At 60.6% G+C, this 26,216-nt stretch carries 20 protein-coding genes; 2 read left to right on the forward strand and 18 right to left on the reverse strand.

What is annotated here, in order from left to right; all coding sequences use genetic code 11:
* Positions 1-10: 10 nt before the first annotated feature.
* The 14 genes from GSM73_RS09270 to GSM73_RS09335 all read right to left on the reverse strand — a co-directional run bounded on the left by GSM73_RS09270 (position 11) and on the right by GSM73_RS09335 (position 16,515).
* Positions 11-1,648, reverse strand: coding sequence for a BatD family protein (locus tag GSM73_RS09270; protein WP_047225794.1), 1,638 nt, complete (start codon positions 1,646-1,648; stop codon positions 11-13).
* Positions 1,645-3,381 (reverse strand): VWA domain-containing protein, encoded by a 1,737-nt coding sequence (locus GSM73_RS09275; RefSeq protein ID WP_160892265.1) that lies wholly within the window; start codon positions 3,379-3,381, stop codon positions 1,645-1,647. The genes GSM73_RS09270 and GSM73_RS09275 overlap by 4 nt, the downstream gene beginning before the upstream one ends.
* On the reverse strand, positions 3,378-4,457 hold the full coding sequence (locus tag GSM73_RS09280) for a VWA domain-containing protein (protein ID WP_160892267.1): 1,080 nt from the start codon (positions 4,455-4,457) through the stop codon (positions 3,378-3,380). The genes GSM73_RS09275 and GSM73_RS09280 overlap by 4 nt, the downstream gene beginning before the upstream one ends.
* Positions 4,450-4,944, reverse strand: coding sequence for a DUF4381 domain-containing protein (locus GSM73_RS09285; protein ID WP_047225797.1), 495 nt, complete (start codon positions 4,942-4,944; stop codon positions 4,450-4,452). The genes GSM73_RS09280 and GSM73_RS09285 overlap by 8 nt, the downstream gene beginning before the upstream one ends.
* On the reverse strand, positions 4,941-5,885 hold the full coding sequence (locus tag GSM73_RS09290) for a DUF58 domain-containing protein (RefSeq protein WP_047225798.1): 945 nt from the start codon (positions 5,883-5,885) through the stop codon (positions 4,941-4,943). Before GSM73_RS09290 ends, GSM73_RS09285 begins: the two co-directional genes overlap by 4 nt.
* Before the next feature lie 10 nt (positions 5,886-5,895).
* Positions 5,896-6,855 (reverse strand): MoxR family ATPase, encoded by a 960-nt coding sequence (locus GSM73_RS09295; RefSeq protein ID WP_047225799.1) that lies wholly within the window; start codon positions 6,853-6,855, stop codon positions 5,896-5,898.
* Between the two features lie 208 nt (positions 6,856-7,063).
* On the reverse strand, positions 7,064-8,797 hold the full coding sequence (locus tag GSM73_RS09300) for an ATP-binding cassette domain-containing protein (RefSeq protein WP_178129669.1): 1,734 nt from the start codon (positions 8,795-8,797) through the stop codon (positions 7,064-7,066).
* A 35-nt stretch (positions 8,798-8,832) separates the two neighbouring features.
* Complete coding sequence (locus GSM73_RS09305) at positions 8,833-10,008, reverse strand: YcaO-like family protein (protein ID WP_256676795.1); 1,176 nt, start codon at positions 10,006-10,008, stop codon at positions 8,833-8,835.
* Positions 10,009-10,582: 574 nt separating this feature from the next.
* Positions 10,583-11,560, reverse strand: coding sequence for a D-glycerate dehydrogenase (locus GSM73_RS09310; RefSeq protein WP_160892269.1), 978 nt, complete (start codon positions 11,558-11,560; stop codon positions 10,583-10,585).
* 12 nt (positions 11,561-11,572) lie between these two features.
* Positions 11,573-12,871, reverse strand: a complete 1,299-nt coding sequence (locus tag GSM73_RS09315; RefSeq protein ID WP_047225802.1) for an MFS transporter — start codon at positions 12,869-12,871, stop codon at positions 11,573-11,575.
* Positions 12,872-12,927: 56 nt separating this feature from the next.
* On the reverse strand, positions 12,928-13,938 hold the full coding sequence (locus tag GSM73_RS09320) for a sugar kinase (RefSeq protein ID WP_160892271.1): 1,011 nt from the start codon (positions 13,936-13,938) through the stop codon (positions 12,928-12,930).
* Entirely contained in the window at positions 13,931-14,713 is a 783-nt protein-coding gene (locus GSM73_RS09325; protein ID WP_076384463.1) for a TIM barrel protein, read from the reverse strand. Before GSM73_RS09325 ends, GSM73_RS09320 begins: the two co-directional genes overlap by 8 nt.
* 149 nt (positions 14,714-14,862) lie before the next feature.
* On the reverse strand, positions 14,863-15,888 hold the full coding sequence (locus tag GSM73_RS09330; RefSeq protein WP_047225805.1) for a LacI family DNA-binding transcriptional regulator: 1,026 nt from the start codon (positions 15,886-15,888) through the stop codon (positions 14,863-14,865).
* Positions 15,889-16,161: 273 nt separating this feature from the next.
* Positions 16,162-16,515: a hypothetical protein gene (locus tag GSM73_RS09335; RefSeq protein ID WP_139049980.1), complete on the reverse strand. Its 354-nt coding sequence runs from the start codon at positions 16,513-16,515 to the stop codon at positions 16,162-16,164.
* A gap of 466 nt (positions 16,516-16,981) precedes the next feature.
* On the opposite strand from GSM73_RS09335, the gene GSM73_RS09340 reads away from it, so the two are divergent.
* Complete coding sequence (locus tag GSM73_RS09340; protein WP_139049981.1) at positions 16,982-21,850, forward strand: NAD-glutamate dehydrogenase; 4,869 nt, start codon at positions 16,982-16,984, stop codon at positions 21,848-21,850.
* Positions 21,851-22,041: 191 nt separating this feature from the next.
* Here the strand turns inward: GSM73_RS09340 and GSM73_RS09345 are convergent, their stop codons facing one another.
* From GSM73_RS09345 to GSM73_RS09355, 3 genes are all read right to left on the reverse strand, one after another.
* Entirely contained in the window at positions 22,042-22,446 is a 405-nt protein-coding gene (locus tag GSM73_RS09345) for a cupin domain-containing protein (RefSeq protein ID WP_047225808.1), read from the reverse strand.
* Between the two features lie 139 nt (positions 22,447-22,585).
* Positions 22,586-22,867, reverse strand: a complete 282-nt coding sequence (locus GSM73_RS09350) for an antibiotic biosynthesis monooxygenase family protein (protein ID WP_047225809.1) — start codon at positions 22,865-22,867, stop codon at positions 22,586-22,588.
* Positions 22,868-22,990: 123 nt separating this feature from the next.
* The gene (locus tag GSM73_RS09355) at positions 22,991-24,424 is read right to left on the reverse strand and encodes a PLP-dependent aminotransferase family protein (RefSeq protein ID WP_076384469.1); all 1,434 of its coding nucleotides are present in this window, start codon (positions 24,422-24,424) and stop codon (positions 22,991-22,993) included.
* Positions 24,425-24,629: 205 nt separating this feature from the next.
* On the opposite strand from GSM73_RS09355, the gene GSM73_RS09360 reads away from it, so the two are divergent.
* Complete coding sequence (locus GSM73_RS09360; RefSeq protein ID WP_076384471.1) at positions 24,630-25,070, forward strand: carboxymuconolactone decarboxylase family protein; 441 nt, start codon at positions 24,630-24,632, stop codon at positions 25,068-25,070.
* Between the two features lie 25 nt (positions 25,071-25,095).
* Here the strand turns inward: GSM73_RS09360 and GSM73_RS27135 are convergent.
* On the reverse strand, positions 25,096-26,216 hold a 1,121-nt coding region (locus GSM73_RS27135; RefSeq protein ID WP_256676796.1), incomplete at its 5' end, for a calcium-binding protein.

A 26,216-nucleotide genomic window follows, 5' to 3' on the forward strand; every position in this document is an offset into this window, starting at 1 on the left:
CGCAAAGGGATCACTTGGGGTAGAGCGGTGGCAAGCCACTGTCGCCGGCCGGGTCCTGGAAGCCTTCCGCAGCGGGAATGGTACGAATGGCTCGCCACAGATCTTCGCCCTGCCAATATTGACCCGTTTCGCTGTAGAGCGCGCCGTTGAGGCCGTCCAGGGCGTCGGACAGTGGCACGAAGCGCGCGGCCATGTCGGCCAGGGTTTCCGGTTGCTGGCGAGCCCAGGCGTCCAGCGCCTGGCGTGTAGCGTGGGAGTCGTTGGCCAGGCAGGCACGCTTGAGGTCGTCCAGCAAGGTCCGCGGGCTCGGCCCGGCCTGGGTCGCGCGCAGGATGGCCGGCTGCGAACGGGCGCGCCACCACAGGCCCAAGCCCAGCAGCGTGGTGCAGGCCAGGATGAAAGTGCTCAATTGCCAATACCGCAAGGTGTCGCTGTCGACGATCGTCACAATCTGAGGTGTGCTTGTTGGCGTGTCCACCATCAGGCTCGGATTGTTCGCCACTTGCAGGGTCCGCGCTGGAAGGCTGGTGCGGTCCAGGTGGTCTTCCCGGGTGTTCCACCAAACCACTTCCACCGGCGGCAATTCAATGGTGCCGCTGCGGTTGGGCACCAGGGCCTCGCGGTCTTCACGGCTGCCCACCAAACCGCGCTCGCTGCTGCGACTGCTGAGTACCGGTTGGTCGGGGTAGCGCCGCAGGCCGCTGATTTCAGTGGCTGGCAGGGGCGGTAGCTGGGCGCTGGCCAGACCCTCGGCTTCCAGGGTCAGGCTGCGGGTCAGGGAGTCACCCACCTGGCTGTGGGTTGGTTCCGGGCTCCAGCTCTCGCTCAAGGAAAGGCTGCGCGCCGGCAGCCAGGGCACATCTGCCGGGTAGCTGGCGGGCTTGGGGTTGACGGTCAGGCGCAGTTGCTCGGAGCTGACCCGCATCAACTGGCCGGGCTTGGGCCCCGACGGCGCGGTTCCCTGGGCCACCGGCTCGACCAGGGTGGCGCTGAAGGTCTGGGCCGGGATCATCAGTTCGCCGCTGCGTTGGGGGTAGATGCCGTAGCGCAGTTCGATCACGCCGTGGCGTACGTTGTTGATGACCTTTTCGTAGGTGCGTGATTCGCCCAGTTGCTCGGTACGGGCATCGGGAATGTGCAGCGGTGTCAGGCTGCTGTCGTCGTACAGCGACACCGAATGGTAGATGCGTAAGGTCAGGATCGCCTGTGCCTGCACATAGACGTCGGTCTGGTCGAGGCTGGCCTCGATGAACACCGGGGCCAGTTTGCCCGGCTCATTGCGCGTTTCGCTTTCGATCACTTGCAGGGTGATCGGTTGGCTGGTCACTTCGCCCAATTGCAGGGGCGGAATGACCACGGTGCCACTTTGGCGCGGCAGCAGGGTGACGATCCAGCGGGTGGTGGCGCGATTCTCGCCATCAAGAGTCGTCAGTTGGTTGACCTGGCGGGTGCCGCGCACTTCGAACAGCGCCTGGAGCGGGCTCAGGTCGGGTTTGCCGAACAGTGTGGCGTCATTGGACTCCAGGGTCAGTTCCACGGTCTCCCCGGAATTCAGGCGCCCGCGATCCACACTGGCAGTCAACTGTACGGCCTGGGTTCCAGATGCCCAGAGCAGCAACACGAGGAGGTAGGCGGTGAAGCGGGTCATGGGGTTTTTCCCTGGGCCTGATGGCTTTGCTGTTCATACCAGAATTTACGTCTGAGCAGTTCGCCCGGATTATCCGGGATCTGGCGCAGCCATTGTTCCAGTGCCTGGCGCTGTTCTTCGTCGTTGCGCTGGCCGGCCCCGGGGCGCAGTGGTGGGGTCGTGGTCCGCTCATCAGGCAACTCGCTGCCCGGCACATCCTGGGCACCAGGCGGTTGCGCTGCCTGGGGGCCCTGGGATTGTTCCGGTGTCGCGGTCGCTTCGGAGGAGGGCTGTCCCGGCGCAGAACTTTGTGCCTGGGCATTGGCGTTCGGTGCTTGCTCGGCGGGCCCTGGCTGCTCACTTTCACTGGGCTCAGGTTCGGCAGGTTTTGCCGTCTGCTCTTTGAGCAGGCTCTGCACCAGCGCTTTGTTGGTTTGGGCGGGACGCAGGTCCGGTTGCAATTCCAGGGCTTGCTCGTACGCATCCAGCGCGGCGTCCAGTTCGCCGCTTTTGGCCAGGGCGTTGCCGCGATTGTAGTGGGCGCGGGCGTCGTTGCCCTCGGCAAAGCGGCGAGCGGCTTCGCTGTAGGCACCGGCTTCATACAGGGCCACACCTTGCCATTGGTGGTCCTCGAAGTGGACGGCAGCCTCGGCCGGACGCTTCTGCTTGAGCAGGTGCTGGCCTTGTTGATCGGGGCGCAGCCACAGGTCCTGGAGTTCGAAGGCATGACCGGTTTGCGGCACCATGAACACCCACGGCAGGCAGAACAGCCAGCCGCGCCGTCCGGCGCAGGCGGCCAGCAACAACAGCGGCAGGAGCAGCCAGTAGCCATGGTCCGCCCAGGTATCCAGGCGCAACGTCTGACCGTCGCTGCGCAAATGGCGAGGGCCGTCCAGCAGCCCCAGGCCACGCAGGTCGCTATCGTCCAGGCGCGCCGGGCGATAGCGGCCGTCCAGCTCATTGAGGAAGGACTTGAGGCTCGGGCTGTCCAGGCGCGGTACCAGAATCGCGCCCTGGGCATCCTTGAGGTAACTGCCATCTTCCTGGGTTACCGGGGCGCCTTCGCGTGTTCCGATGCCCAGCATCAGCAATTGCGTGGCAGATCCATCGAGGATCTGGCGGATATGCTCGCGTTCCTGTTCGTTCAACGATGAACCTATCAGCAGGATCCGACCGTGACCAAGTCCGCTCTGATCCAGCAGGGCCATGGCCTTGTTGACCGCCAGGTCGGCGCGATGGCCGTTCTGGGGCATGATCGAGGGGGTGAGTGCTTCCAGGAGGTTGGCGCTGGTGGACAGGTCGTCGGACAGCGGCACCAGCGTATGGGCACTGCCGGAATAGACGATGATTGCGGTCTGGGCGTCGCTGCGGCTATGAAGCAAGTCCAGCACCTTGCGCCGGGCTTGCTCCAGACGCGTGGGCGGGACGTCGGCGGCGAGCATTTGCGGAGTCAGTTCCAGCACCACCACCAGCGGATCGGCGGGTTTTTGGCTGGTCTGTTCGACCCGTGCCCAACTGGGGCCCAGCAGCGCAAGCACCACCAACAGCCAGCCCAGGCCAAGGGCAACCCACGGGAGCTTGCTTTCGCGGCCGTTGCCGCCACTGAGCAGCACGGCATGAAACGCCGGCGGCAGAATCATTTGCCAGCGGCCCACGCGTTTCTGCCGGTGCCACAGGTGCCACAGCAGCCACCCCAACAAAGGCAGCAGCAATAGGAACCAGGGACGCAACCAGTGTGGCCAGAGAGCGATCATCGGCGTTTCCCCAGACGCATGCGCTTGAGTCGCCGGCGCCACTCGGAATGTTCTGCCGGTTGGAACAATGGCTGGGTGAACAGACGCTGCAGAGGGTTGTCCGGCCAGCGTTCCCGGGCTACCAGCAAGACGCTCAGCAGCAGCGCAACGGCCAGGGGCCATTGGTAAAGTGCCTGGGCGGGGCGCGCCTGGGTCGGCTGTTGGGTCACCGGTTCGAGCTGGTCGAGGGTGGTCTTGATCGCCAACAGTTGTTGGCCGTCCTGGGCGCGGAAATACTGGCCGCCCGTGGTTTGGGCAATTTCCCTGAGTGTCGCTTCGTCGAGGTCCAGGCTCGGGTTGACCCCGACAAACCCTGCTGTGCCACTTTCTTCCGGATCGGCGCCAATGCCGATCGGGTAGATCTTCACGTCTTCTTCGGCGGCCAGCCGGGCGGCGGTCAGCGGGTCGATTTCCCCGCCGTTGTTGGCGCCATCGGTCACCAGGATCAGCACGCGGCTGTTTGCCGGACGTTGACGCAGGCGCTTGAGCGCCAGGCCGATGGCGTCGCCGATAGCGGTGTTCTTGCCGGCGATGCCGATGCGCGCTTCATCCAGCCACAGCCGCACGGTGCGACGGTCGAAGGTCAGCGGTGCCTGGAGGTAGGCCTGGCTGCCGAACAGGATCAGGCCGACCCGATCACCTTCGCGGCTCTCGAGAAAATCTCCCAGCAGGTGCTGGACCAGCGCGAGGCGACTGATTTCCTCGTCTTGCCAGCGCATATCGGGAAAGTCCATGGACCCCGAGACATCCACCGCCACCAACAGGTCCCGGCCGCTGGCGGCGATGGGCAACGGCTCACCCAACCATTGCGGGCGGGCAGCGGCAATCAGCAACAGCAGCCAGAGCAGGATGAAGGGTGCCTGCTGAGGCCAGGTCGGCAGATTGCTTCGGGCCCGGCGCCCCACGAGACCTTCGAGGTCGCCCAGGAAACTGACCCTGAGGGCCGGCTCGCCACTGTCGGCCGCCGGCAGCACCAGGCGCATCAGCCAGGGCAGCGGCAACAGCGCGAAAATCCACGGCCAGGCGAACTCAAACATGTTTGCGAATCCAGATTTCGACGGCTTGGGTCAGGCCGGCAATGGCTTTGTCATCGAGCTTGCATTCGGGTTTGTAGGCGCCTTCCACCAGCACCATCCAGCGGGTCAGGCCTGCCGCCGGGCAGCGGTTATCCAGGAAAGCCAGCCATTTACGTCCGTTGAGGGTGTGGCTCTGGCTGTACGGATAGTGGTTGCGACACAGGCGCTTGAGCAGCCCGTTGAGCTGTTGCAGCCAGGCGCCGGCAGGGGCGCCATCGTAGGGTTTGGGCAGTTGGGCGAGTTCCGCCAGCGCGGCCAGGCGCGCAGGGTCCAGGGGTTGCTCGGCGCGCACGGTGGAGCGCTTGGCGGGAAGGAACCGGCGCAATTGCCACAGTCCAAGCCCCAGCAACGGCAATACCACCAGCAGCAGCCACCAGCCTGGCGCGGGAGGCCAGAAGCCGATGGGTGGCGGCGTGATCAGTGGCTGCAGTTGATCGAGACTGCTCATCGGCTTTTCCCCGACCGCTTGGGGTTCAGGTATTCGCGTAGCTGTTCGACCATGTCGCCCTGGGTGCTCAGGGGCATGAGCAGAATCCGCAGCTTCTGGGCCAGCAATTCCCAGCGCTCCTGGCGCGCCTCGGCCTGGGCGCGATAGGTCTGGCGCAGTTCGAAATTCAGGGTGTCGAGTTCCAACTGCGCGCCGCGCTGGGCGAAACGCAGCAATCCGGCGGCGGGCAGGGCGTGATCCAGCGGATCCGAAAGCGGCAACAGCAACAGGTCGCAATGGCGTGACAGCAGGCTCAACTGTTGCTCGGCGCTGTCGGACAGCGCGCGCTCATCGCAAATCACGATCACCAGGCTGCCAGGGCGCAATACTTCCCGGGCCCGGCGCAAGGCGTTGCCGAACGAATCGCGGTCCGCTTCGCCCTCGGTATGCAGCGATTGATTGACCCGCACCAGGCGGTTCAGCAGTTGCAGAAGGCTCTGTTTGCTGCGCCGAGGCTTGACCTCGTAATGGGTGTTATCTCCGAACACCAGCCCGCCGACCCGGTCGTTGTGCCCCAGCGCGGCCCAGCCGATCAGGCTGGCGGCCTGGGCCGCGAGCACCGACTTGAACATCAGCCCCGAGCCGAAGAACAGCCGATGGCTTTGCTCGATCATGATGAAGATCGGCCGCTCCCGCTCCTCATGAAACAGCTTGGTGTGGGGCTCCTGAGTACGAGCGGTCACGCGCCAGTCAATGGTGCGTACGTCGTCGCCGGCCTGATAGACCCGCACCTGATCGAAATCCACGCCGCGCCCGCGCAGTTTGGAGTGGTGCAGGCCGATCAGTGGGCTACGTTGGCCTGGCGTCGAGAACAACTGCACTTCACGCACGCGATGGCGCATCTCGATCAGCTCCGAAAGGCTGACGCGGATGCCCGGTACGGGCGCCAGTGGGTTGTTCATGGCTGGCTACTCAAGCGACGGCGACGACGTCGAGAATCCGCTGCACGACGCGGTCCTGGTCAATACCGGCAGCTTCGGCTTCGAACGACAGGATGATGCGATGGCGCAGCACGTCGAACAGCACGGCCTGGATGTCTTCGGGGCTGACGAAGTCGCGGCCGGCGAGCCAGGCGTGGGCACGGGCGCAGCGGTCCAGGGCAATGGAGCCTCGCGGGCTGGCGCCGTAGGCGATCCATTCGGCCATTTCCGGGTCGAACTTGGCCGGCGTACGGGTGGCCATGACCAGTTGCACCAGGTATTCCTCCACGGCGTCGGCCATGTACAACCCGAGGATCTCCTTGCGAGCGGAGAAAATAGCCTGCTGGCTCACGCGGCGCTCGGGCTTGGTTTCGCCGTGCAGCGCTTCACCTCGGGCCTGCTGCAGAATACGACGCTCCACCGCGGCATCCGGGAAGCCGATCTTGACGTGCATCAGGAAGCGGTCGAGCTGGGCCTCGGGCAGCGGGTAGGTGCCTTCCTGCTCGATCGGGTTTTGCGTGGCCATCACCAAAAACAGGGGCGACAGCTCGTACGTGCTGCGCCCGACGCTGACCTGGCGCTCGGCCATTGCTTCGAGCAAGGCCGACTGGACCTTGGCCGGGGCACGGTTGATTTCGTCCGCCAGCACCAGGTTGTGGAAGATCGGCCCCTGCTGGAACACGAAACTGCCGGTTTCCGGGCGGTAGATTTCCGTGCCGGTAATGTCGGCGGGCAGCAGATCGGGGGTGAACTGAATACGATGGAACTGCGCTTCAATGCCCTCGGCCAGCTCTTTGATGGCCTTGGTCTTGGCCAGCCCCGGCGCGCCTTCCACCAGCATGTGGCCGTCAGCGAGCAGGGCGATGAGCAGACGCTCGATGAGTTTTTCCTGGCCGAGGATCTGCGTTGAAAGAAAGGTTCGCAGCGCCAGCAGCGCTTCACGATGTTCCATCGGTGACTGTTCCTGGAAAGGGTGGCCCAGGCGTTCGGATAACGTCGGGGCTGGGGGCGTTACTTTAATGCATGGCGGGGGGTGGCGACTAACGGGATTTTGTTTGGTGTGCGGATTTGTGATCGGTTTGGATTCATTGTGGGATCTGAGGTGAACACCGACTCTATGAACACCCCTGATCGGCTCCCGCAGGGACTGGCGTTTAGATCTATTCCTGTATGCCTGCTAGTGCCGTGTCCTGAAAGTCATTGAGCAACAATTTGATTGCCGGTCTGTCGGCCAGCTCCTGCCAACACCCGTCGTCAACAATAGCGCCGTCGCGCAGGACGATGACCCGATCAAAGCGCTGTAGATGCTCGAAATCATGAGTGACACAAATTAGCCCGCGTTCTGCGAAGGTATCGAACAGCAAGTCCCATAGGGAGTCGGTCAACCCGGGCTCGATTGATGCACTGGGTTCATCGAACAAATTGAATCGCCCAGGCCTGTTGATCAGACGCAGCAGTGACAGACGCTTGGCTTCACCGCCAGAAATATTCGATGCGTGTTCACTGATGTTCCGTTCACAGACAATGTCCTGTAGCTGCAGTCGTCGTATTGCCTGGTCGAGGTGAGGCGACGCTTTAACGCCAAACAGAACGGACCTTTCAAAGAGACCTTCGAGAAAACAGGGCTGCTGAGGGCAGTACCTCAATGCACTCAAGTGGGCGCGAGGATTCAGTTGCGAAACGGGAGTTGCGTCGATGCTCAACTGATTTCGCGTTTCTTGATCAAGACCAGCGAGAACTTCCAACAAGGTGGATTTGCCCGCACCGCTCTGGCCGATGATCGCCACGGATTGACCTTGAGTAAATCTCAGGCTTTGCGTGATCGACAAGCGAACGTCGCCATTTTCGGTCAGTACGCACGGATCCAGAATCAGTGTCGATGCCCCTCGAAAATTGACTTCCGATTGCCGATTGCCATGGTCAAAATTTGGGAGCAAAAGCAGGCTTTGAAGTCGACGCTGATCGGCAAGAAACTGATCCAGCACACGATAGCCCTCCGTTAACGCGGCGATATTGAGTAAGTAACTGCCGGCGATGGAAAAAATGGCCACCAGTTGTCCGACACTGATACTGGGCTGGTTCGACAGTTGATCAACAACCCCCCATCCCAGTAATCCGCCCGTGGAGAGGCTGACGAACAGAATCTTGGCAGCGCTCAAGAAACCACCCGAGGTTGCCGCGGTCACCGCAGTATTGGCATAGCATTTGAAGGCCTCATTCAACGGCTGTGTGGCGGTTGACTCGGCGTTTTCCAGCTTTATTGCTTTGCCTGCATTGAGCGTGTTGTATAGGTGGGCGCTCAATTCATCTTCCTGCTCGTTGACAGCGTCAATGTGCTTCCTGCGCCATCTGATAATTTTGTGGCTGACAATCAGGTAGATAAATCCTAGACCCGTCATGCTCACAAAAACTTCAATGCCACCCATGTAAAAAAAAGCGCCGCCAACGATCAAGAACTCCAGGCACAGCGGCAGTCCGACGGTAACAAAAAACGTCAATAGTTGTTCGTGAGCGGTAATTCCACGCTCCACCGACTTTATGAAGTGACCGATTCGCCATGAATTGAACCGGGCAAATTCCTTGCGCATAAGGTTTGCCAGCCATTCAATAGATGCGGCCATGATAATTTGCTGGACAAGCTTGGATAGGAAATGGATCTGTAGCGGGCTGATAATTGCCTGCACGCACCCAGCGAGCACAAGGCCTGCCGTAAGAGTGAGCATTAGGTTGACGGTTGCATGTTTCTCGCCGTACAGGGTGTCGACGATGGCCCCCAGGAGCAAAGGTGGGGCAAGTGCGATGAGCTTGAGCACCAGGATTGTTGCAATGGTGGATGCCAGAAGAGTCGTATGTTCTTTGCAGGCAGTTCTAATGAGCGTTTGCATAGGATGCATACGACCGTCCGTTATTGTTTTATGGGTGGTTGGTTTCAACTGCTGAGTAATACATGCTGAGGTACAACGAGTTGCCCATTTCTAATGATGTTGAAACGTTCAAGTCCAGGGATGTAAGCCTGGGTAACGATGCTGTTGTTCGGGAAGCGCACTACAGTTCTATGAAATATTTTTTTGTCGGACGCCGATACGGCTTTGTGCAAGGTGTCTAATTGCGCTGGGACAGTTTCGTTGCTGTCGTGTGGTGGGCATTCAAGCTCAGGAAGGTTCAGGCTTCTAACAGGGGCCAAGTCGATTAAATTTTTAAGGGTTTTTGAGTGCGATAATAGCTTGACAGTCTTTCTGTCCATGGAGTCTTCAAAGACATCATATAGACTCTCGGATTGGAATTGTTCAGTCACCGCTCTCTGAATGGCGGTGCAAATGTCCATCGAACAGCCTGAGCCAATAGGTGAGAGAGGCTGGTCTCCAGGGCCGGCTTTGGGAAAGGCGACGGCAAAGTAAACAGATAAGACATCTTTGATAATGATGATCTGCAGTTTATTGGCGGGTTCTAAGGCGGAAGGGTCGTTGAGGAGCGCCTTGTTAAGCAAGCTCGTCGACGGTTGGTATAGGTCCATCTTGGGGCCGATTCCGCATATCGCCATGAAAAAAAGAGATAAGACATGTCGTTCGATTATTTCCTGAATGCCATGCAATAAAGCTTCATTTTCAGTGCAGCCAAAAGCAATGCCTGAGTTGGATGAGTAACGTGCCAAGAATTGCATGGTAGAACGCGTGTCGTTGGAGTTGCTTCGGGCAGCAGCAGGGCAGAGTAGAGCGCTTGGAGCAATCAGGTGTTCTTTTTTATCCAGCGATGTGAGAGTGAAGCAGTCTATTGGTTCGTCGCTGTATGGCAGGCGGGTGAAAAAACCGTCGTATTTAGCTGCTTTCTGACTGGCAATACTGTCGGTGCTGTGCCATGTCGACTCATGATTAGGGGCTAGAAAAGAGCTGGCATGCTCGATGGTTTCTGCCAGCGCACCTATAAGTGCGTCCGGCCCTTTACCCGCACCTGACTCAATAAAATGATTGTCACTATCAAAAAGCTCCGCGGTTGCCACTAGCCTGGAGGGTGTCGTATAGCGGGCCTCGGCTCTAAAACCGAGCGTGTGCAGGGTGGACATGATATTGAATAGAGCTTCGGTAGATGTTAGTTCGCGTTCTGGCATAGAAACCTCTAGGTTTAGGCGCCGAAAGGTGGAAACCTTTCGGCGCCTGTTCACAGGCACTTAATCGATCAATGATTTCAGTTGATCAGAGATGCAAAAAAGTTGGCTTCGGTTGTCAGAAGCCCTTTGGAAAAGCCCATTGCCTGCGGCAGAACATCAAAGGTGTTGATTTCAGAACGCTTCCTACCCATATCATATACTCCTTTATTGATTATTCAGTGTCGCTTAGCGATCACCTAACTTGCGCGTTTTTGTGCAAGTGCATAATTAATAACACTGGGCTTTTGGATGGGCTAGGATGCAACTTCCGATGCTGGTGTAGGCCTGTTCTTGGCGATCGGTAGGACGTGCCTGAGGGAAGGTGGTTTTTTGTTGAAGTTTGCTTTTCTGGGCTATCTACTCAATGGGTAGAGTGGTTTATTCATCCCGGGATGAAATGCCGCTAGAGTCATTGAGCAAGATTCAAAGGAGGGGTGTTGCCAGTCGGCTATCCAGTACTGGCAGAGCCGGTGGCGAGGGGAGAGATTCCCTCGCCAAAAAGCTGCGCTTGGCTTCATTCTCGTGGACGAACGAATCAACCCTCCCACGCCTCCGGATTCACCAGATTCACCGGTCGCTCTCCCGCCAACGCCATCAGGAGATTATCCACCGCACAGCGCGCCATTGCCTCCCGTGTCTCGTGGGTGGCCGAACCCATGTGCGGCGTTGCCACTACGTTATCCATTTGTAATAACGGTGAGTCCGCACTCAGGGGTTCGCGCTCGAACACATCCAGCCCCGCGCCACGGATCTGTCCGTTGCGCAGGGCGTCGATCAGAGCGGCTTCGTCCACCACCTTGCCTCGGGAGATATTGATGAAGATGCTTTCGGGACGCATCTGCGCGAACGCTTGTGCGCCGATCAGCCCTTGGGTTTCTGCCGTCAGAGGCAAAGTCAGACAAATGAAATCCGCCTGTCGCAACAGCGTCTCGAGGTTGCAATAACGGGCCCCGAAACGTTGCTCGACCGCGGGCTTGGGCGAATGGCTGTGGTAGAGCACCGGCATGCCGAAACCGAAATGCCCGCGCTGGGCCAAGGCTTCGCCGATGCGGCCCATGCCTATGATGCCGAGGGTCTTGCCATGGACATCGGTGCCGAAATGTTTGGAGCCGATGCTCTGTTGCCACTGGCCTGAGCGGATCAGGTTGGCCAACTCCACCACGCGCCGAGCCGTTGCCAGGATCAGTGCAAAACCGGTGTCCGCGGTGGTTTCGGTCAGCACGTCCGGGGTATTGGTGAGCAGGATGCGGCGTTCGGTCAGATAGTCGATGTCGTAGTTGTCGACCCCCACCGAGACGCTGGCGATGGCTTGCAGGTTCGGCGCTGAGTCCAGTAGTGGCGCATCCAGTTTCAGGCTGGCCCCCAACAGGCCATGGGCGCTAGGCAAGGCGTCGCGCAATTGGGCCAGGCCTGGCGCATCGAGGTGCTCGATGAGGGTGACCTGGGCCTGAGCTTGCAGACGGTCCATCAGTTGCGCCGAGAGCGCTTTGTACAACACTACGTGCTTTTTCATGGAGGGCTCGATTCAGGACTGTGCGGACGCCGGGTGTGGCGTCGCGGTTTGAGACACGGCGCGGTCGCTGGCGCCGGGCTTGAGGGCCAGGGTCAGTACCACCGACAACAGCAAGGCGCCACTCATTAGTAGAAAGGACATGCCGGGAGAGCCGGTGGTGCCGTTGAGATAGCCCACCAGGTACGAGCCGCCGAACGAACCCAACGCGCCCATGCTGTTGATCAGTGCCATGGCACCGCCGGCGACGTTGGCCGGCAGGATCTCTGGAACGATGGCAAAAAACGGCCCGTACGGCGCGTACATGCAAGCCCCGGCAACCACCAACAAACTGTAGGACCACCAGAAATGCTCAGGCCCCAGCAAATAGGAGGCGTAAAACGCGACGGACGCGATCAGCAGCGGCGGCCAGACGAAACGTTTGCGCTTCTGCGCCTTGTCCGACGCCCAGGACACGACCAGCATGGCGACTACTGCCGCCAGGTATGGCAACGACGACAGCCAACCGGCCTCGACAATGCTCATTTGCAGGCCAGCCTTGAGGATTGACGGCAGCCACAGCACGAACCCGTAGACCCCAATGCTCCAGCAGAAAAATTGCAGTGCCAGGATGATGACTTTGGGTGAGCGGAAGGCTTCGGCATAGTTTTTCACGGCCTTGATACCGACCTGTTCAGCCGCCAGTGCGCTTTCCAGGTCTTGTTTTTCCTGGTTGCTGAGCCACTTGGCCTGGGACGGACGATCATCAGCCAGGCGCCACCAGATAAAGGCCCAGAGCACCGCCGGCAGACCTTCGATGATGAACATCCAGCGCCAGTCGAATTGTTGCACCAGATAGCCGGACACCACGGACATCCACAGCATGGTGACCGGGTTACCAAGGATCAGGAAGGTGTTGGCACGTGAGCGTTCGGCCCGGGTGAACCAGTGGCAGAGATACACCAGCATGGCCGGCATGACCGCAGCTTCGACCACGCCGAGCATGAAGCGGATCACGATTAGCCAGTAAGCATTGGAGACCACGCCCGTCAGGGTCGCCAGCGAGCCCCAGAGGATCAGGCTGACAAAAATCAGCTTCTTCACACTGTGTCTCTGCGCGTAGATCGCCCCCGGTACCTGGAAGAAAAAGTAACCAAGGAAAAACAGTGCGCCCAGCAATGAGGACAGCCCCGGGGTGATCATCAGATCCTCGGCCATGCCCGAGGCGGCGGCGAAGCCGTAGTTGGCCCGGTCCAGGTAAGCCAGGCTGTAGGTGATGAAGACGATGGGCATGATGTACCACCAGCGGCGGGTGGCGAGGTTGAGCGTTTGCATGTCGTTGACTCCTGAGCTTGTTGTTTTTGTTGCAGCAGGTGTGTTTTGTGGTGGTTCTAATCGCGAGCAGGCTCGCTCCCGCATGAGGATGCGTCGACCCTGTGGGAGCGAGCCTGCTGGCGATTGGCATCATTAAATTCAGCCAGTAACTCAATGCGCGTCGGCAATCCCTCCATGTCTCCACGGCTCTGCACTGCGCGGCTACCAATCCAGTTGGCGCGCTGTACGGCTTCGGTGATGGCGCGGCCTTCGAGTAACGCACTGATCAGGCCGACCGCGAAGCCATCGCCGGCGCCCACGGTGTCCACCACCTGGGCCACCGGCACGCCGGCAACTACGCCCTGGCCTAGCTGAGTGCGGAAATAGGCGCCATCCGCGCCGAGCTTGATCGCGACGATTTCGGCACCCAGGTCCAGATAGAACGCGGCGATGTCGGCCGGGTCGTCGAAACCAGTCAGCAAGCGACCTTCGCCGAGCCCCGGCATGACCCAGTGGGCGAGGGCGGCGAGGCGATTGATTTCGTGAATCATCATCGACTCGCTAGCCCACAGGCTCGGCCGCAGGTTGGGATCGAAGGACAGGCTGCGGCCGGCCTCGCGCATCCGCATCATTAATTCAGAGGACATCTCACGGGCCGTGACCGACAAGGCCGGGACGATGCCGGTGGCGTGCAAGTGGCGGGCTTCGAGCTGCGAGGGGGCGATGGTGTCGATCGACAGATGACTGGCCGCCGAGCCGCGACGGAAATATTCGACTTGTGGGTCGCTGCCATCGTCGCTACGGGATTTGAACTGGAACCCGGTGGGGTGGGCTGGATCGACCGTCACGTGGCGACAATCCAGGCCTTCGTTTTCCAGCGTCTGCACCACGAAGCGTCCTAGGGAGTCAGCACCCACCCGGCTCAGCCACGCCACTTTGAAGCCCAGTCGCGACAGACCGATGGCCACGTTACTGTCGGCCCCGGCGACGCGCTTGTGGAACTGCTCGACATTGGCCAGGTCACCGCGCTGGTCGGCCACCAGCATCGCCATGGTTTCGCCGAAAGACAACACATCGAACTCAGGCATGGGCTGGCTCCCGGCATGATTGGCCTAGGCGGGCGAGGGTGGCGACATGTCCCGCAGTCAACTGCAGCAAATCATCGTCTTGCAGCGGATATTCGGCTGCGCGCATTACACCAGCGGGCATGTGTTTGAACAGTTGTTCCCACAGATGCAGGTCTGTCATCGCCGGAGGCACCGCGACCAGTTTGCCGTCGGCGCGCCGGGCCACGGCCTTGCAATGCACATAAGCCACATACCGCCCAAGCTGTCGGGCGGCCACAGCGGCCGATTGGTCCTGCCATTGCCAGTTGCCAATGTCGAAGGTCATACCGATGGGCAGCGCTTGCTCCTCTGTCGCAGCAAAAAAACGCTGTAATGGTTCGATCCGCCCGCCTTGCAGGGTCTGGTCGTTTTCCACCAGCAATCGCACCGGGCTGGCGGCCAGCGCATCCGCCAGGGCTGGCAGATCATGGGAGTCGGTGAAATAGCCGAGAGAGACTTTCAGCCATGCCGAGCCAAACGCCTCGGCACGTCGCAAGGCAAGTGACAGGGCGGGATTGGGCTTGGGCTGGCCGGCGAGCCACAGTTCAAGTGGAGAGGAAAAAATACTTTGCAGTCCTTTGGCCAAGGCACCGGCGGCCAGTTTAGCGGGCTGTTCAGTGGTGAGCAGTTCTTCGCGCCATTCGATCCGTGAAGCGCCAGCGGCAGCCAGCAGATCGATAAAACTGCCTTGGCCCTGTTGCCGTACCAGATCGGCACCGTAGCTGGAAAGGCTGATGGAGACGGGTGGGTTGTGCATTGTTTTTATACCTCTGAAACCGGTTTCAGTTTTGTGCAAAAAAAAGTTGTGCTTGAGAGGGCCCTATCGCGAGCAGGCTCGCTCCCACAGGGGACTCCAGTGCGATGCAGATCCAGTGTGGGAGCGAGCCTGCTCGCGGTAGGGCTTTATCACCGACCATTTCCCCGCGTGGACCCACGCTCGATCAACCGCGCCGCAAAATCCAGGGTTCGCACCGGCCCGTTATCGCCACGCAAGCGCTTGAGCAAACATTCGAACGCGCTGGCGCCGATCTCGGCCGTCGGTTGGGCCAGGGCGGTGATGCCGCTGCCCACCAGCGGGTACCAATCCAGATCATCGAGGGCGATCAGGCCTACATCGTCGAACAAGTGGCAACCCAGTTCGCGCAGCACCGTCGTGGCGGCCAGGGCGGCAATGCCATTGGCGCAGAACAATGCTTTGGGGCTATGTCCCGGCGGGGCAAGAAAGTTCTTGATGCGCGTGGTCAACTGATCACAGGTTTCCACAACGGTGCCGGCCAGGGCAGGCCGTCGTTGAATGCCGGCCTTGAAACTCTCGACCCGTTCGATCCGCGAGCTGGTGCCGTCGAATGGTTCGGTCACCAGCAACAGATCGCGGTAGCCCCGCTGTTCGAGATGATCGAGCGCCATCTCGACGGCCGCCGGATTGTCCAGGCCCACCAGGTCGCTTTCCAGTCGATCGACCTTGCGATCGACCAGCACCAGGGGCATTTCACTGCGCAGTTCCAACAATTCATCACGGTGGTGGCCGAGGGTGTTAACAATCAGCCCTTCGATGTTATAGGCGCGCAACAAGGCCAGATGCTGGCGTTCCTGCTCATCGTCGCGGTCGGTGTTACACACCACCAGGCTGTAGCCGTGGCGACGGCAGGCTGTTTCCACGCCGTGCATCACGGCAATTGAATAAGGGTTGCGGATATCGGCCACCAGCATGCCGATCAGGCGTGTGCGTCCGCGCTTGAGGCCGCGGGCCATCTGATTTGGACGGTAGCCCAGTTCGCTGATCGCTTGCTCGATGCGTTGAGCGATGGCCTCGGAAAGCAGGGCGCGATCCTCGCCAATGAAGCGCGAGACGCTGGCCTTGGAGACCCCGGCGCGTTCGGCGACATCAAGCATGGTCACGCGGCTGCGCTGGGCGGCGGAGAAAGGGTTCATCAATTGAAACCTGCTTATTTTTGTTAGTGGCTTTGAAACCGGTTTCAGAAGACCTCAGAACCCAGGGGGTCGTCAAGAGCGACGCGACATAAGAACGACCGACGGTGGTTTACCTCAGCCCAGGAAAGCGCAGGTATCGTGTCCTGACGAGTATCTGGTCCATGACTCGGACGGCAATCTTGTGCCGGCGCAGGAATAAGTTAGGCGGGGTGCCTCCAAGTTCCGTGTGGCGAGCAAGCATGCTCGTCGCAGGGAGTCAGTCGCGCTTCAGGTTCAGAGCTGGCTGATATAGGTGCCCGTCCCCTTGAGGATGTTCTGCAACGTCAATTCCACCTCCGCCAAATCCGCCGCATCGGTGTTGTGGGTGATCTCCAGCACATCATCCCCGTTCAGCACATCGGCGTCCGACGCGGCAATTTCGATTTTCAGCAGGGTCGGGCTGAGGGTCACCTTGACGCCTTCCAGTGTCGAAGGCTCACCCTCCAGGGCGATTTCCAGTTCGTCTTCGTCGGGGTAACGGGTCATCAGGAACATTTCGCCCTGGGTGCTGTGGCAGCACAGCATGGCCATGTTGTCTTCTTCCTCGTCGCACGGGTTGGCGATCAGAAGGGCGGTGGTCATTTGCATGGTGATGGCTCCTGGCTCGATGAGCCTTGCTGGGCGCAAATAGAGTGGATTTTGCCAGCCCGAACAACTTTCTGCTGGATTACTGCAGTCACACGCAGAATATGCGCGCAATTTCCCACCGCAAGGTGCCGTTTTGCTCGCCGGGCTGCTACGGTTGTTCGATGCAAACCGGCTGTTTAGCTTGCCGTTGACCGAATATGTCGCAGCGCTGCAAGCAGGCACATTGTCGCACTCGTTAAGCTGCACGGCGGATGTACACCTGCAAAGGGCACCACGAGGGCTTTTTGCAGGTGTCCATTACATGGAAATTACATGGAAAAGGATGTGACCTGCCGGTCTTGTCCAGCTTCACCCACCTGTCGTCCTGTTTCCTCTGCCCGAGAATCAGGAGCAGGATGGCCGACAGCCCTGAAAGGGGCTGCACGCGACGCTTCCATCAATAACAAGCCCAAGCGGAGTACCACAGATGGCGTTCTTCACCGCAGCCAGCAAAGCCGACTTCCAGCACCAACTGCAAGCGGCACTGGCGCAGCACATCAGTGAACAGGCACTGCCACAAGTGGCGCTGTTCGCTGAACAATTCTTCGGCATCATTTCCCTCGATGAACTTACCCAGCGCCGGTTGTCCGACCTCGCCGGCTGCACCCTGTCTGCCTGGCGCCTGCTTGAGCGCTTCGATCATGCGCAGCCACAGGTCCGCGTCTACAACCCGGATTACGAACGCCACGGTTGGCAGTCGACCCATACGGCAGTGGAAGTGTTGCACCACGACCTGCCATTTCTGGTGGATTCGGTCCGCACCGAACTGAACCGTCGCGGTTACAGCATCCATACCCTGCAAACCACCGTGTTGAGCGTGCGTCGCGGCAACAAGGGCGAGTTGCTGGAGATCCTGCCCAAAGGCACCCAGGGCGATGGCATTCTCCAAGAATCCCTGATGTATCTTGAAATCGACCGCTGCGCCAACGCCGCCGAACTCAACGTCCTGAGCAAGGAACTTGAGCAGGTGCTGGGCGAAGTGCGCGTGGCGGTGGCTGATTTCGAGCCGATGAAAGCCAAGGTCCAGGATATTCTGTCCAGCCTGGACAACAGCGCCTATGCCATCGATGCCGACGAAAAAGGTGAAATCAAGAGTTTCCTGGAATGGCTGGTGGGTAACCACTTCACCTTCCTTGGCTATGAAGAGTTCGTGGTTCGTGATGACCCTGATGGCGGCCATATCGAATACGACGCCGATTCGTTCCTCGGCCTGACCAAACTGTTGCGTGCCGGCCTCACGGTCGATGACCTGCGCATTGAAGACTACGCCGTCAATTACCTGCGTGAACCGACCCCGCTGTCGTTCGCCAAGGCCGCACACCCGAGCCGTGTACACCGTCCGGCTTACCCGGACTACGTATCGATCCGTGAGATCGACGCCGATGGCAAGGTCATCAAGGAATGCCGCTTCATGGGCCTGTACACCTCGTCGGTGTATGGCGAAAGCGTGCGCGTCATCCCGTATATCCGTCGCAAGGTCGAGGAAATCGAACGTCGCTCGGGCTTCCAGGCCAAGGCGCACCTGGGCAAGGAACTGGCTCAGGTGGTCGAAGTGCTGCCTCGCGACGATCTGTTCCAGACCCCGGTGGACGAGCTGTTCAGCACCGTGATGTCCATCGTGCAGATCCAGGAACGCAACAAGATCCGCGTATTCCTGCGCAAAGACCCGTATGGCCGTTTCTGCTACTGCCTGGCCTACGTGCCGCGCGACATCTATTCCACCGAAGTGCGCCAGAAGATCCAGCAAGTGCTGATGGAGCGTCTGAAAGCCTCGGACTGCGAGTTCTGGACCTTCTTCTCCGAATCCGTGCTGGCCCGTGTACAGCTGATCTTGCGGGTAGACCCGAAGAACCGTCTCGACATCGACCCGGTCTTGCTGGAAAAAGAAGTGGTGCAGGCCTGCCGCAGCTGGAAGGACGACTACGCCAGTCTGGTGATCGAAAGCTTCGGCGAAGCCCATGGCACCAACGTGCTGTCCGATTTCCCGAAAGGCTTCCCGGCCGGCTACCGCGAGCGTTTTGCCGCGCACTCGGCCGTGGTCGACATGCAGCACCTGCTGAGCCTGAACGAAAAAAATCCGCTGGTCATGAGCTTCTACCAGCCGCTGGGCCAGGTGTCCGGCCAGCGCGAGCTGCACTGCAAGCTGTATCACGCCGACACGCCGCTGGCGCTGTCCGACGTCCTGCCGATCCTGGAAAACCTCGGCCTGCGCGTGCTGGGCGAGTTCCCGTACCGCCTGCGCCACACCAATGGCCGCGAGTTCTGGATTCATGATTTCGCGTTCACCGCCGCCGAAGGCCTGGACCTGGACATCCAACAGCTCAACGACACCTTGCAGGACGCCTTCGTCCACATCGTGCGTGGCGATGCCGAGAACGATGCATTCAACCGCCTGGTGCTGACCGCCGGCCTGCCATGGCGCGACGTGGCGCTGCTGCGTGCCTACGCCCGTTACCTGAAGCAGATCCGCCTGGGCTTCGACCTGGGTTACATCGCCAGTACCCTGAACAACCACACCGACATCGCTCGTGAACTGACCCGGTTGTTCAAGACCCGCTTCTACCTGGCGCGCAAACTCAGCGGCGACGACCTGGAAGACAAGCAGTTGCGTCTTGAACAGGCGATCCTCACGGCACTGGACGACGTTCAGGTGCTCAACGAAGACCGCATCCTGCGTCGCTACCTGGACCTGATCAAGGCCACCCTGCGGACCAACTTCTACCAGACCGACGCCAACGGCCAGAACAAGTCCTACTTCAGCTTCAAGTTCAACCCGCACCTGATCCCGGAACTGCCGAAACCGGTGCCCAAGTTCGAGATCTTCGTGTATTCGCCTCGGGTCGAAGGCGTGCACCTGCGCTTCGGTAACGTTGCTCGCGGTGGCCTGCGCTGGTCCGACCGTGAAGAAGACTACCGCACCGAAGTGCTGGGTCTGGTCAAGGCCCAGCAAGTGAAGAACTCGGTGATCGTGCCAGTCGGCGCCAAAGGTGGTTTCCTGCCGCGACGTCTGCCGCTGGGCGGTGGCCGGGATGAGATCGCCGCCGAAGGCGTAGCGTGCTACCGCATCTTCATCTCCGGTCTGTTGGACATCACCGACAACCTCAAGGAAGGCGCACTGGTTCCGCCGACCAATGTCGTGCGTCATGACGACGATGACCCGTACCTGGTAGTGGCTGCGGACAAAGGCACTGCAACCTTCTCCGACATCGCCAACGGCATCGCCATCGACTACGGCTTCTGGCTCGGCGATGCGTTCGCTTCTGGCGGTTCTGCCGGCTACGACCACAAGAAAATGGGCATCACCGCCAAAGGCGCGTGGGTCGGCGTACAGCGTCACTTCCGTGAACGCGGTATCAATGTCCAGGAAGACAGCATCACCGTGGTGGGCGTCGGCGACATGGCCGGCGACGTGTTCGGTAACGGCCTGTTGATGTCTGACAAGTTGCAACTGGTGGCAGCCTTCAACCACCTGCACATCTTCATCGACCCGAACCCGGAGCCTGCCAGCAGCTTCGCCGAGCGCCAGCGTCTGTTCGACCTGCCGCGTTCGGCCTGGACCGACTACGACACCAGCATCATGTCCGAAGGCGGCGGTATCTTCTCGCGTAGCGCCAAGAGCATCGCCATCTCGCCACAGATGAAAGAACGCTTCGACATCAAGGCCGACAAACTGACCCCGACCGAGCTGCTCAACGCCTTGCTCAAGGCGCCGGTGGATCTGTTGTGGAACGGTGGTATCGGCACTTACGTCAAGGCCAGCAGCGAAAGCCACGCCGATGTGGGCGACAAGGCCAACGATGCGCTGCGCGTGAACGGCAACGAACTGCGCTGCAAAGTGGTGGGCGAGGGTGGCAACCTGGGCATGACTCAGTTGGGTCGTGTCGAGTTCGGCCTGCATGGCGGCGCCACCAACACCGACTTCATCGACAACGCCGGTGGTGTGGACTGCTCCGACCACGAAGTGAACATCAAGATCCTGCTCAACGAAGTGGTGCAGGCCGGCGACATGACCGAGAAGCAACGTAACCAGTTGCTTGGCAGCATGACCGACGAAGTCGGTGGCCTGGTGTTGGGCAACAACTACAAGCAGACCCAGGCCCTGTCCCTGGCGGCACGCCGCGCATTCGTGCGCATTGCCGAATACAAGCGCCTGATGAACGATCTGGAGGCACGAGGCAAGCTGGATCGCGCCATCGAGTTCCTGCCGGCCGAAGAGCAACTGGCGGAACGCGTCGCGGCGGGCCAAGGCCTGACCCGTGCCGAACTGTCGGTACTGATCTCCTACAGCAAGATCGACCTCAAGGAAGCGCTGCTCAACTCCCAGGTGCCGGATGACGACTACCTGACCCGTGACATGGAGACCGCGTTCCCGCCGACACTGGTGAGCAAGTTCTCCGAAGCCATGCGTCGCCATCGCCTCAAGCGTGAGATCGTCAGCACCCAGATCGCCAACGACCTGGTCAACCACATGGGCATCACCTTCGTTCAACGGCTCAAAGAGTCCACCGGCATGAGCCCGGCGAACGTGGCTGGCGCTTACGTGATCGTGCGGGACATCTTCCATCTCCCGCACTGGTTCCGTCAGATTGAAGCCCTGGATCACCAGGTGTCGGCTGACGTGCAACTGGAGCTGATGGACGAGCTGATGCGCCTGGGTCGTCGTGCGACGCGCTGGTTCCTGCGCAGCCGCCGCAACGAGCAGAACGCTGCCCGTGATGTTGCTCACTTCGGTCCGCACCTGGCGGCGCTGGGCCTCAAGCTCGACGAACTGCTGGAAGGCCCGACCCGCGAAGGCTGGCAGACCCGCTACCAGGCCTACGTAGCAGCCGGCGTGCCGGAACTGCTGGCGCGCATGGTTGCAGGCACTACGCACCTGTACACCTTGCTGCCGATCATCGAAGCGTCCGATGTCACTGGCCAGAACGCCGCCGATGTGGCCAAGGCCTACTTCGCCGTGGGCAGTGCCCTGGACATCACCTGGTACTTGCAACAGATCAGCGCGCTGCCGGTGGAAAACAACTGGCAGGCCCTGGCCCGTGAAGCGTTCCGCGATGACGTCGACTGGCAGCAACGGGCGATCACCATTTCGGTCCTGCAGCAGGGCGACGGCACCCAGGAGGTGGAAACACGCCTGGCGCTGTGGCTGGAGCAGCATCACGACATGGTCGAGCGCTGGCGCGCCATGCTGGTGGACATCCGTGCCGCCAGTGGCACGGACTACGCCATGTACGCGGTCGCCAACCGCGAACTGCTGGACCTGGCGTTGAGTGGTCAACCGGTCCTGCCGGCCAACTGATCCGGCGTTGAATGAAAAAGCCCCGCATTGAGAGATGCGGGGCTTTTTTGCGTTTGTAATACGCGATTGGTTGGAGCGCAGAGCCCCTGTGGGAGCGAGCCTGCTCGCGATGGCGTTTGACCCGCGACATTGATGTTGACTGACACCCAGCTATCGCGAGCAGGCTCGCTCCCACAGGGGGCTCAAAGGTGTTAGTTCTTCAGCGGAATCAACACCGCCTCATCCTTGCCCATCACCATGAACACCAACAGTTTCGCCGGCTCGGTCGAGCTGGCGTTTTTCGAAACCAGATGCTCGGAACCCGCGGCTTCGTACCAGAACTCCCCGGCCTTGTAGGTGGTCGCCGGCTCGCCTTTGACCTGGGAGGTGATGGCGCCTTCCAGCACATAGGCCATGGCCGTTCCTTCATGTTTGTGGGCGACGGACGACTGGCCGGGGGCGTAGTCGACGGTCAGCATCATGGCTTTTTTACCAGGCAGGTTCTTCAGCATCTTCTCCTGCAGCACGTTGACCTTTTCCGAGGGTGCGGTTTCGTGGGCATAGACCGGGGCCAGAGGCAGCAGGCTGAGGGTGGCGATCAGGCAGAGGGTTTTCATGGCAATGACCTTCGTGGGTTTGAGTGAGTTCGCGCTGTGGCAGCGATGGATTCACCCTAAGCCCCACGGAGGGGCAAACAAACGTCCAATCTTTCGGAAGGCGGGTAGACCAATGCCGCGATCCACCCCAAGACAAAGGTCAGCGGTTGAAGTCCACGCTTCGAGCCAGACGGTTGTCGATCAGGCCGATGAACCCTTGCACTTCAGGGCAGTTGAAATGGGCTTGCATCGCCGCTTCCGATTGCCAGCGGGCGCTGACGGTCCAGCGGTCACCGTCGTCCGGGCAACGGTCGACCATGTAGGCATCGCACCCCGGTTGTGCACGCAGGGTTTCGACGATTTGCTGCAACTGGCGGCCCAGTTCTTCCGAGCGCCCGGCGGCGGCTTGGACCTGTACGGTATTGATCACCTGGCGAGTCATGGTTCTGGCTCCTGAATCAAGTCGGACGGGATTGGCTCGACAATCAACGAGACCCCTGCAGGATAGGCCTGTATTTACGAGGCTAAAACAGCCAATGGGCGGATAAATGTCCAGTCCAATGGCTCAGGCGACCTGCTGCAAAATGTCCCGCAAACGGTCCAGGGCGGTGTCGATGTCGAGGATTTCGATGGCGCCAAAACCGAAGAACAGACCCGGCCGCACCGGGGCGTCGTTGAAAAAGCCATCGAGGCGGTACAGCCCGACTTCGGCTTTTTTCGCCAGTTCGATCACCAGTGCCAGATCGATGGGCACCTTGCACAGCACGGCCAGGTGGAAGCCTGCGGTGGTGGGAACCGCCTCGAACCAGGGCGACAGGTCCCCAGCCATGCGCGCCAGAATTCGCTCGCGGCGGCCGGCATACAGCGTGTGGCAGCGGCGGATGTGCTTGAGCAGGCAGCCCTCGGCGATGAACTTGGCCAGTGCCCACTGGGGCAGGGTGGAGGTGTGTTGATCGGTGAGGCGCTTGGCCAGGATCACCGCTTCGAGGATCGCCGGTGGCAGGATCGCGTAACCGAGGCGCAGCTCCGGCAACAGCGTTTTCGAGAAGGTGCCGACGTAGGCCACGATCCCGCGGTCGTCCATGCTTTGCAGTGAGTCGGCCGGCCGGCCTTCGTAACGAAATTCGCTGTCGTAATCATCCTCGATGATGATTGCCCCCAACTCGTAGGCCCGCGCCAGCAAGGCCTCGCGGCGGGCCTGGCTCATGGGCATGCCCAAGGGAAACTGGTGGGACGGCGTCACATAAATCAGGCTCGTGCCGTCGGGAATGAGGTCCACCCGCATGCCCTGGTCATCCACCGGTATACCGACCACCGTGGCGCCGTGGGAGCCAAACAGCAGGCGTGCTGGTGGATAGCCCGGATCCTCCATGGCCACCAGGCTGCCCGACCGGGTCAAGACCCGCGAGATGAGATCCAGTGCCTGTTGTGCACCGTTGCACACCACCACGTCATCGTCCTGACAATTGACCCCGCGGGAAAAAGCAATATGCCGGGCAATGGCATTGCGCAGCGCCGGCAAACCCTCGGGCTGGCTGTAGAAGCCCTTGGCGCTGGCGATCTGGCGCAAGGCGTGGGCGGTACAACGTCGCCAGTCGTCCAGGGGAAACTGGCCTTTGCCGGTGGCGCCGCCGATGAAGTCATAACGCAGCGCACCTTCAAGGGTGGGATGGCGCATCAGGTCCGGCATGTTGCGCCAGGTCTCGACGACATCGGCGCCGGCCAGCTCGCGGTGGCTTTGTTTGCGCACGATTGGGGCCGGGCGCGCATTGACATAGGTGCCCTTGCCAATGATGCCGGTGAGAAAGTTTTCGTAGGTCAGTTGGGCGTAGGTGTCGGACACGGTCTTGCGCGAGACGCCCAGTTGTTCAGCGAGCAAGCGGCTGGGCGGCAGTTGCGTGCCGGCGGCCAGGCGACCACTTTCGATGGCACTGCGCAGTTGTTGATACAACTGGCCCGCCAGGTCTTTGCGGCCGTTGATGACAACATGAAGTTCCATACCCGCGCGCTCCTGGGCGATTGTGTGGCGCTAGCCCGCAAAGGCGCAAGATTAACCGCATTGTGCGTATGCATAGAAGTTGCGTGGAGAAAATCGCGCTGATTGGTCTGCTATGAACTGGTCCGGTTTTTTTCGACACATTGGATCTGTCGCGCAGCGTGCTCACGGCCTACCGTGGAGATACCGATCAGCACGGAATTGCGCCATGAGCCAGCGTCTGGATTACTACAGTGCGTCCCCAGGGGCGATGAAAGCCATGATTGGCCTTGAGGCGCTAAGCAGTCGCCTGAGTATAGAGCCGGGATTGCTGCATCTGATCAAGATCCGTGCCTCGCAGCTTAACGGCTGTGCGTTTTGCACCGACATGCATTCGGTGGATGCGCGTCGCCTGGGTGAGAGCGAGCGGCGCCTGTTCGCCGTGGCGGTGTGGCGCGACAGTGGCTTTTTCACCCCCCGCGAACGCGCCGCCCTGGCCTGGACCGAGGCGGTAACGCTGTTGGCCGAAAGCCAGGTGCCGGATGAGGTCTTTGCCCAGGCCCGCGCCGTGTTCAGCGAGGAGGAACTGGTCGACCTCACGCTGGCGATCAGCACCATCAACAGCTGGAACCGGCTGGCGGTGAGTTTCCGCCAGAGTCCCGGTTCCTGATGGTTGATCGATCTGCCTGCTCCCGTCAGGCCGTGAAGTCGCTGGCATGCAGCTCCTTGACCCCCACCAGTTCGAATTCGAACTCGGCGCTGGCGTCGGCATTTACACTGCCGTAGAGGATGCCATCGGCAAAGCGCAGTTGACCGGTGGCATCGGCGCTAAAGGCATTGCTGCCAATGAACGTGAAGGTGTCGATCTCGGCGGTCAGCGGATTGGCGTCCAACCCGGTGAAGTCCAGTTGGTCGAACTCGGTGCTCTTGAAGCCGCTGATGACATCGCGTAGCGCCCCGATGCCCATGTCCGACAGTGCTTCGAATGCATATGTGTCTGCACCCGTACCGCCGCTCAGGCTGTCAGTGCCTGCGCCGCCGATCAACCGGTCATCGCCCGAGCCACCCACCAGCGTATCGTTGCCCGCCCCACCGTTGAGCACGTTGGCGCCGCTGTTACCCGTCAGGTTGTCGGCGTAGGCACTGCCGGTCAGGTTCTCGACATACTTGAAGGTGTCAAGGCCCGAACCCACGGTGTTCTGTTGCGCGGAGGTGGACAGGGTGGCCGTGACACCGGCCATGGCCCGTTCGAACGAGACCGTGTCATTGCCATCACGGCCGTCCAGCACGTTGTTGCCGGCCCCGGCAAACAGTATGTTGTCCAACGCATTACCGGTGCCATTGGCGGCGTCGGGGGTATCGATGTACAGGTTTTCGACGTTGTTGTTGAGGGTATAGGCCGTCAAGCTGCTGTGCACGCTGTCGATCCCGCCAGACACCGGGTTGCTGTTGGTCTCGATCACGGTATCGCCGGTGTTGTCGACATAGTAAGTGTCGTTGCCATCGCCCCCGCTCATGCTGTCGGCCCCGGCGGCGCCATCAAGCACGTTGTTGGCGGCGTTACCGGTGATGAAATTGCGCCGCTCATTGCCGGTGCCGTTGATGTCCGATACGCCGGTGAGCACCAGATTCTCCAGGTTATCGCCCAACGTCCAACTGACCGAGGCCTGCACCGTGTCGATCTGTGCGGTCGAGGTGTTGCTTTCCACCACGCTGTCGAACGCGTTGTCGACCACATAGATGTCGTTGCCGTCGCCGCCGGTCAAGCTGTCGGCGCCCAGGTCTCCGTCCAGAGTGTCGTTGCCCGAGCTGCCCA

This window comes from Pseudomonas sp. PICF6 (assembly GCF_009831705.1).
Taxonomy (GTDB): domain Bacteria; phylum Pseudomonadota; class Gammaproteobacteria; order Pseudomonadales; family Pseudomonadaceae; genus Aquipseudomonas; species Aquipseudomonas rhizophila.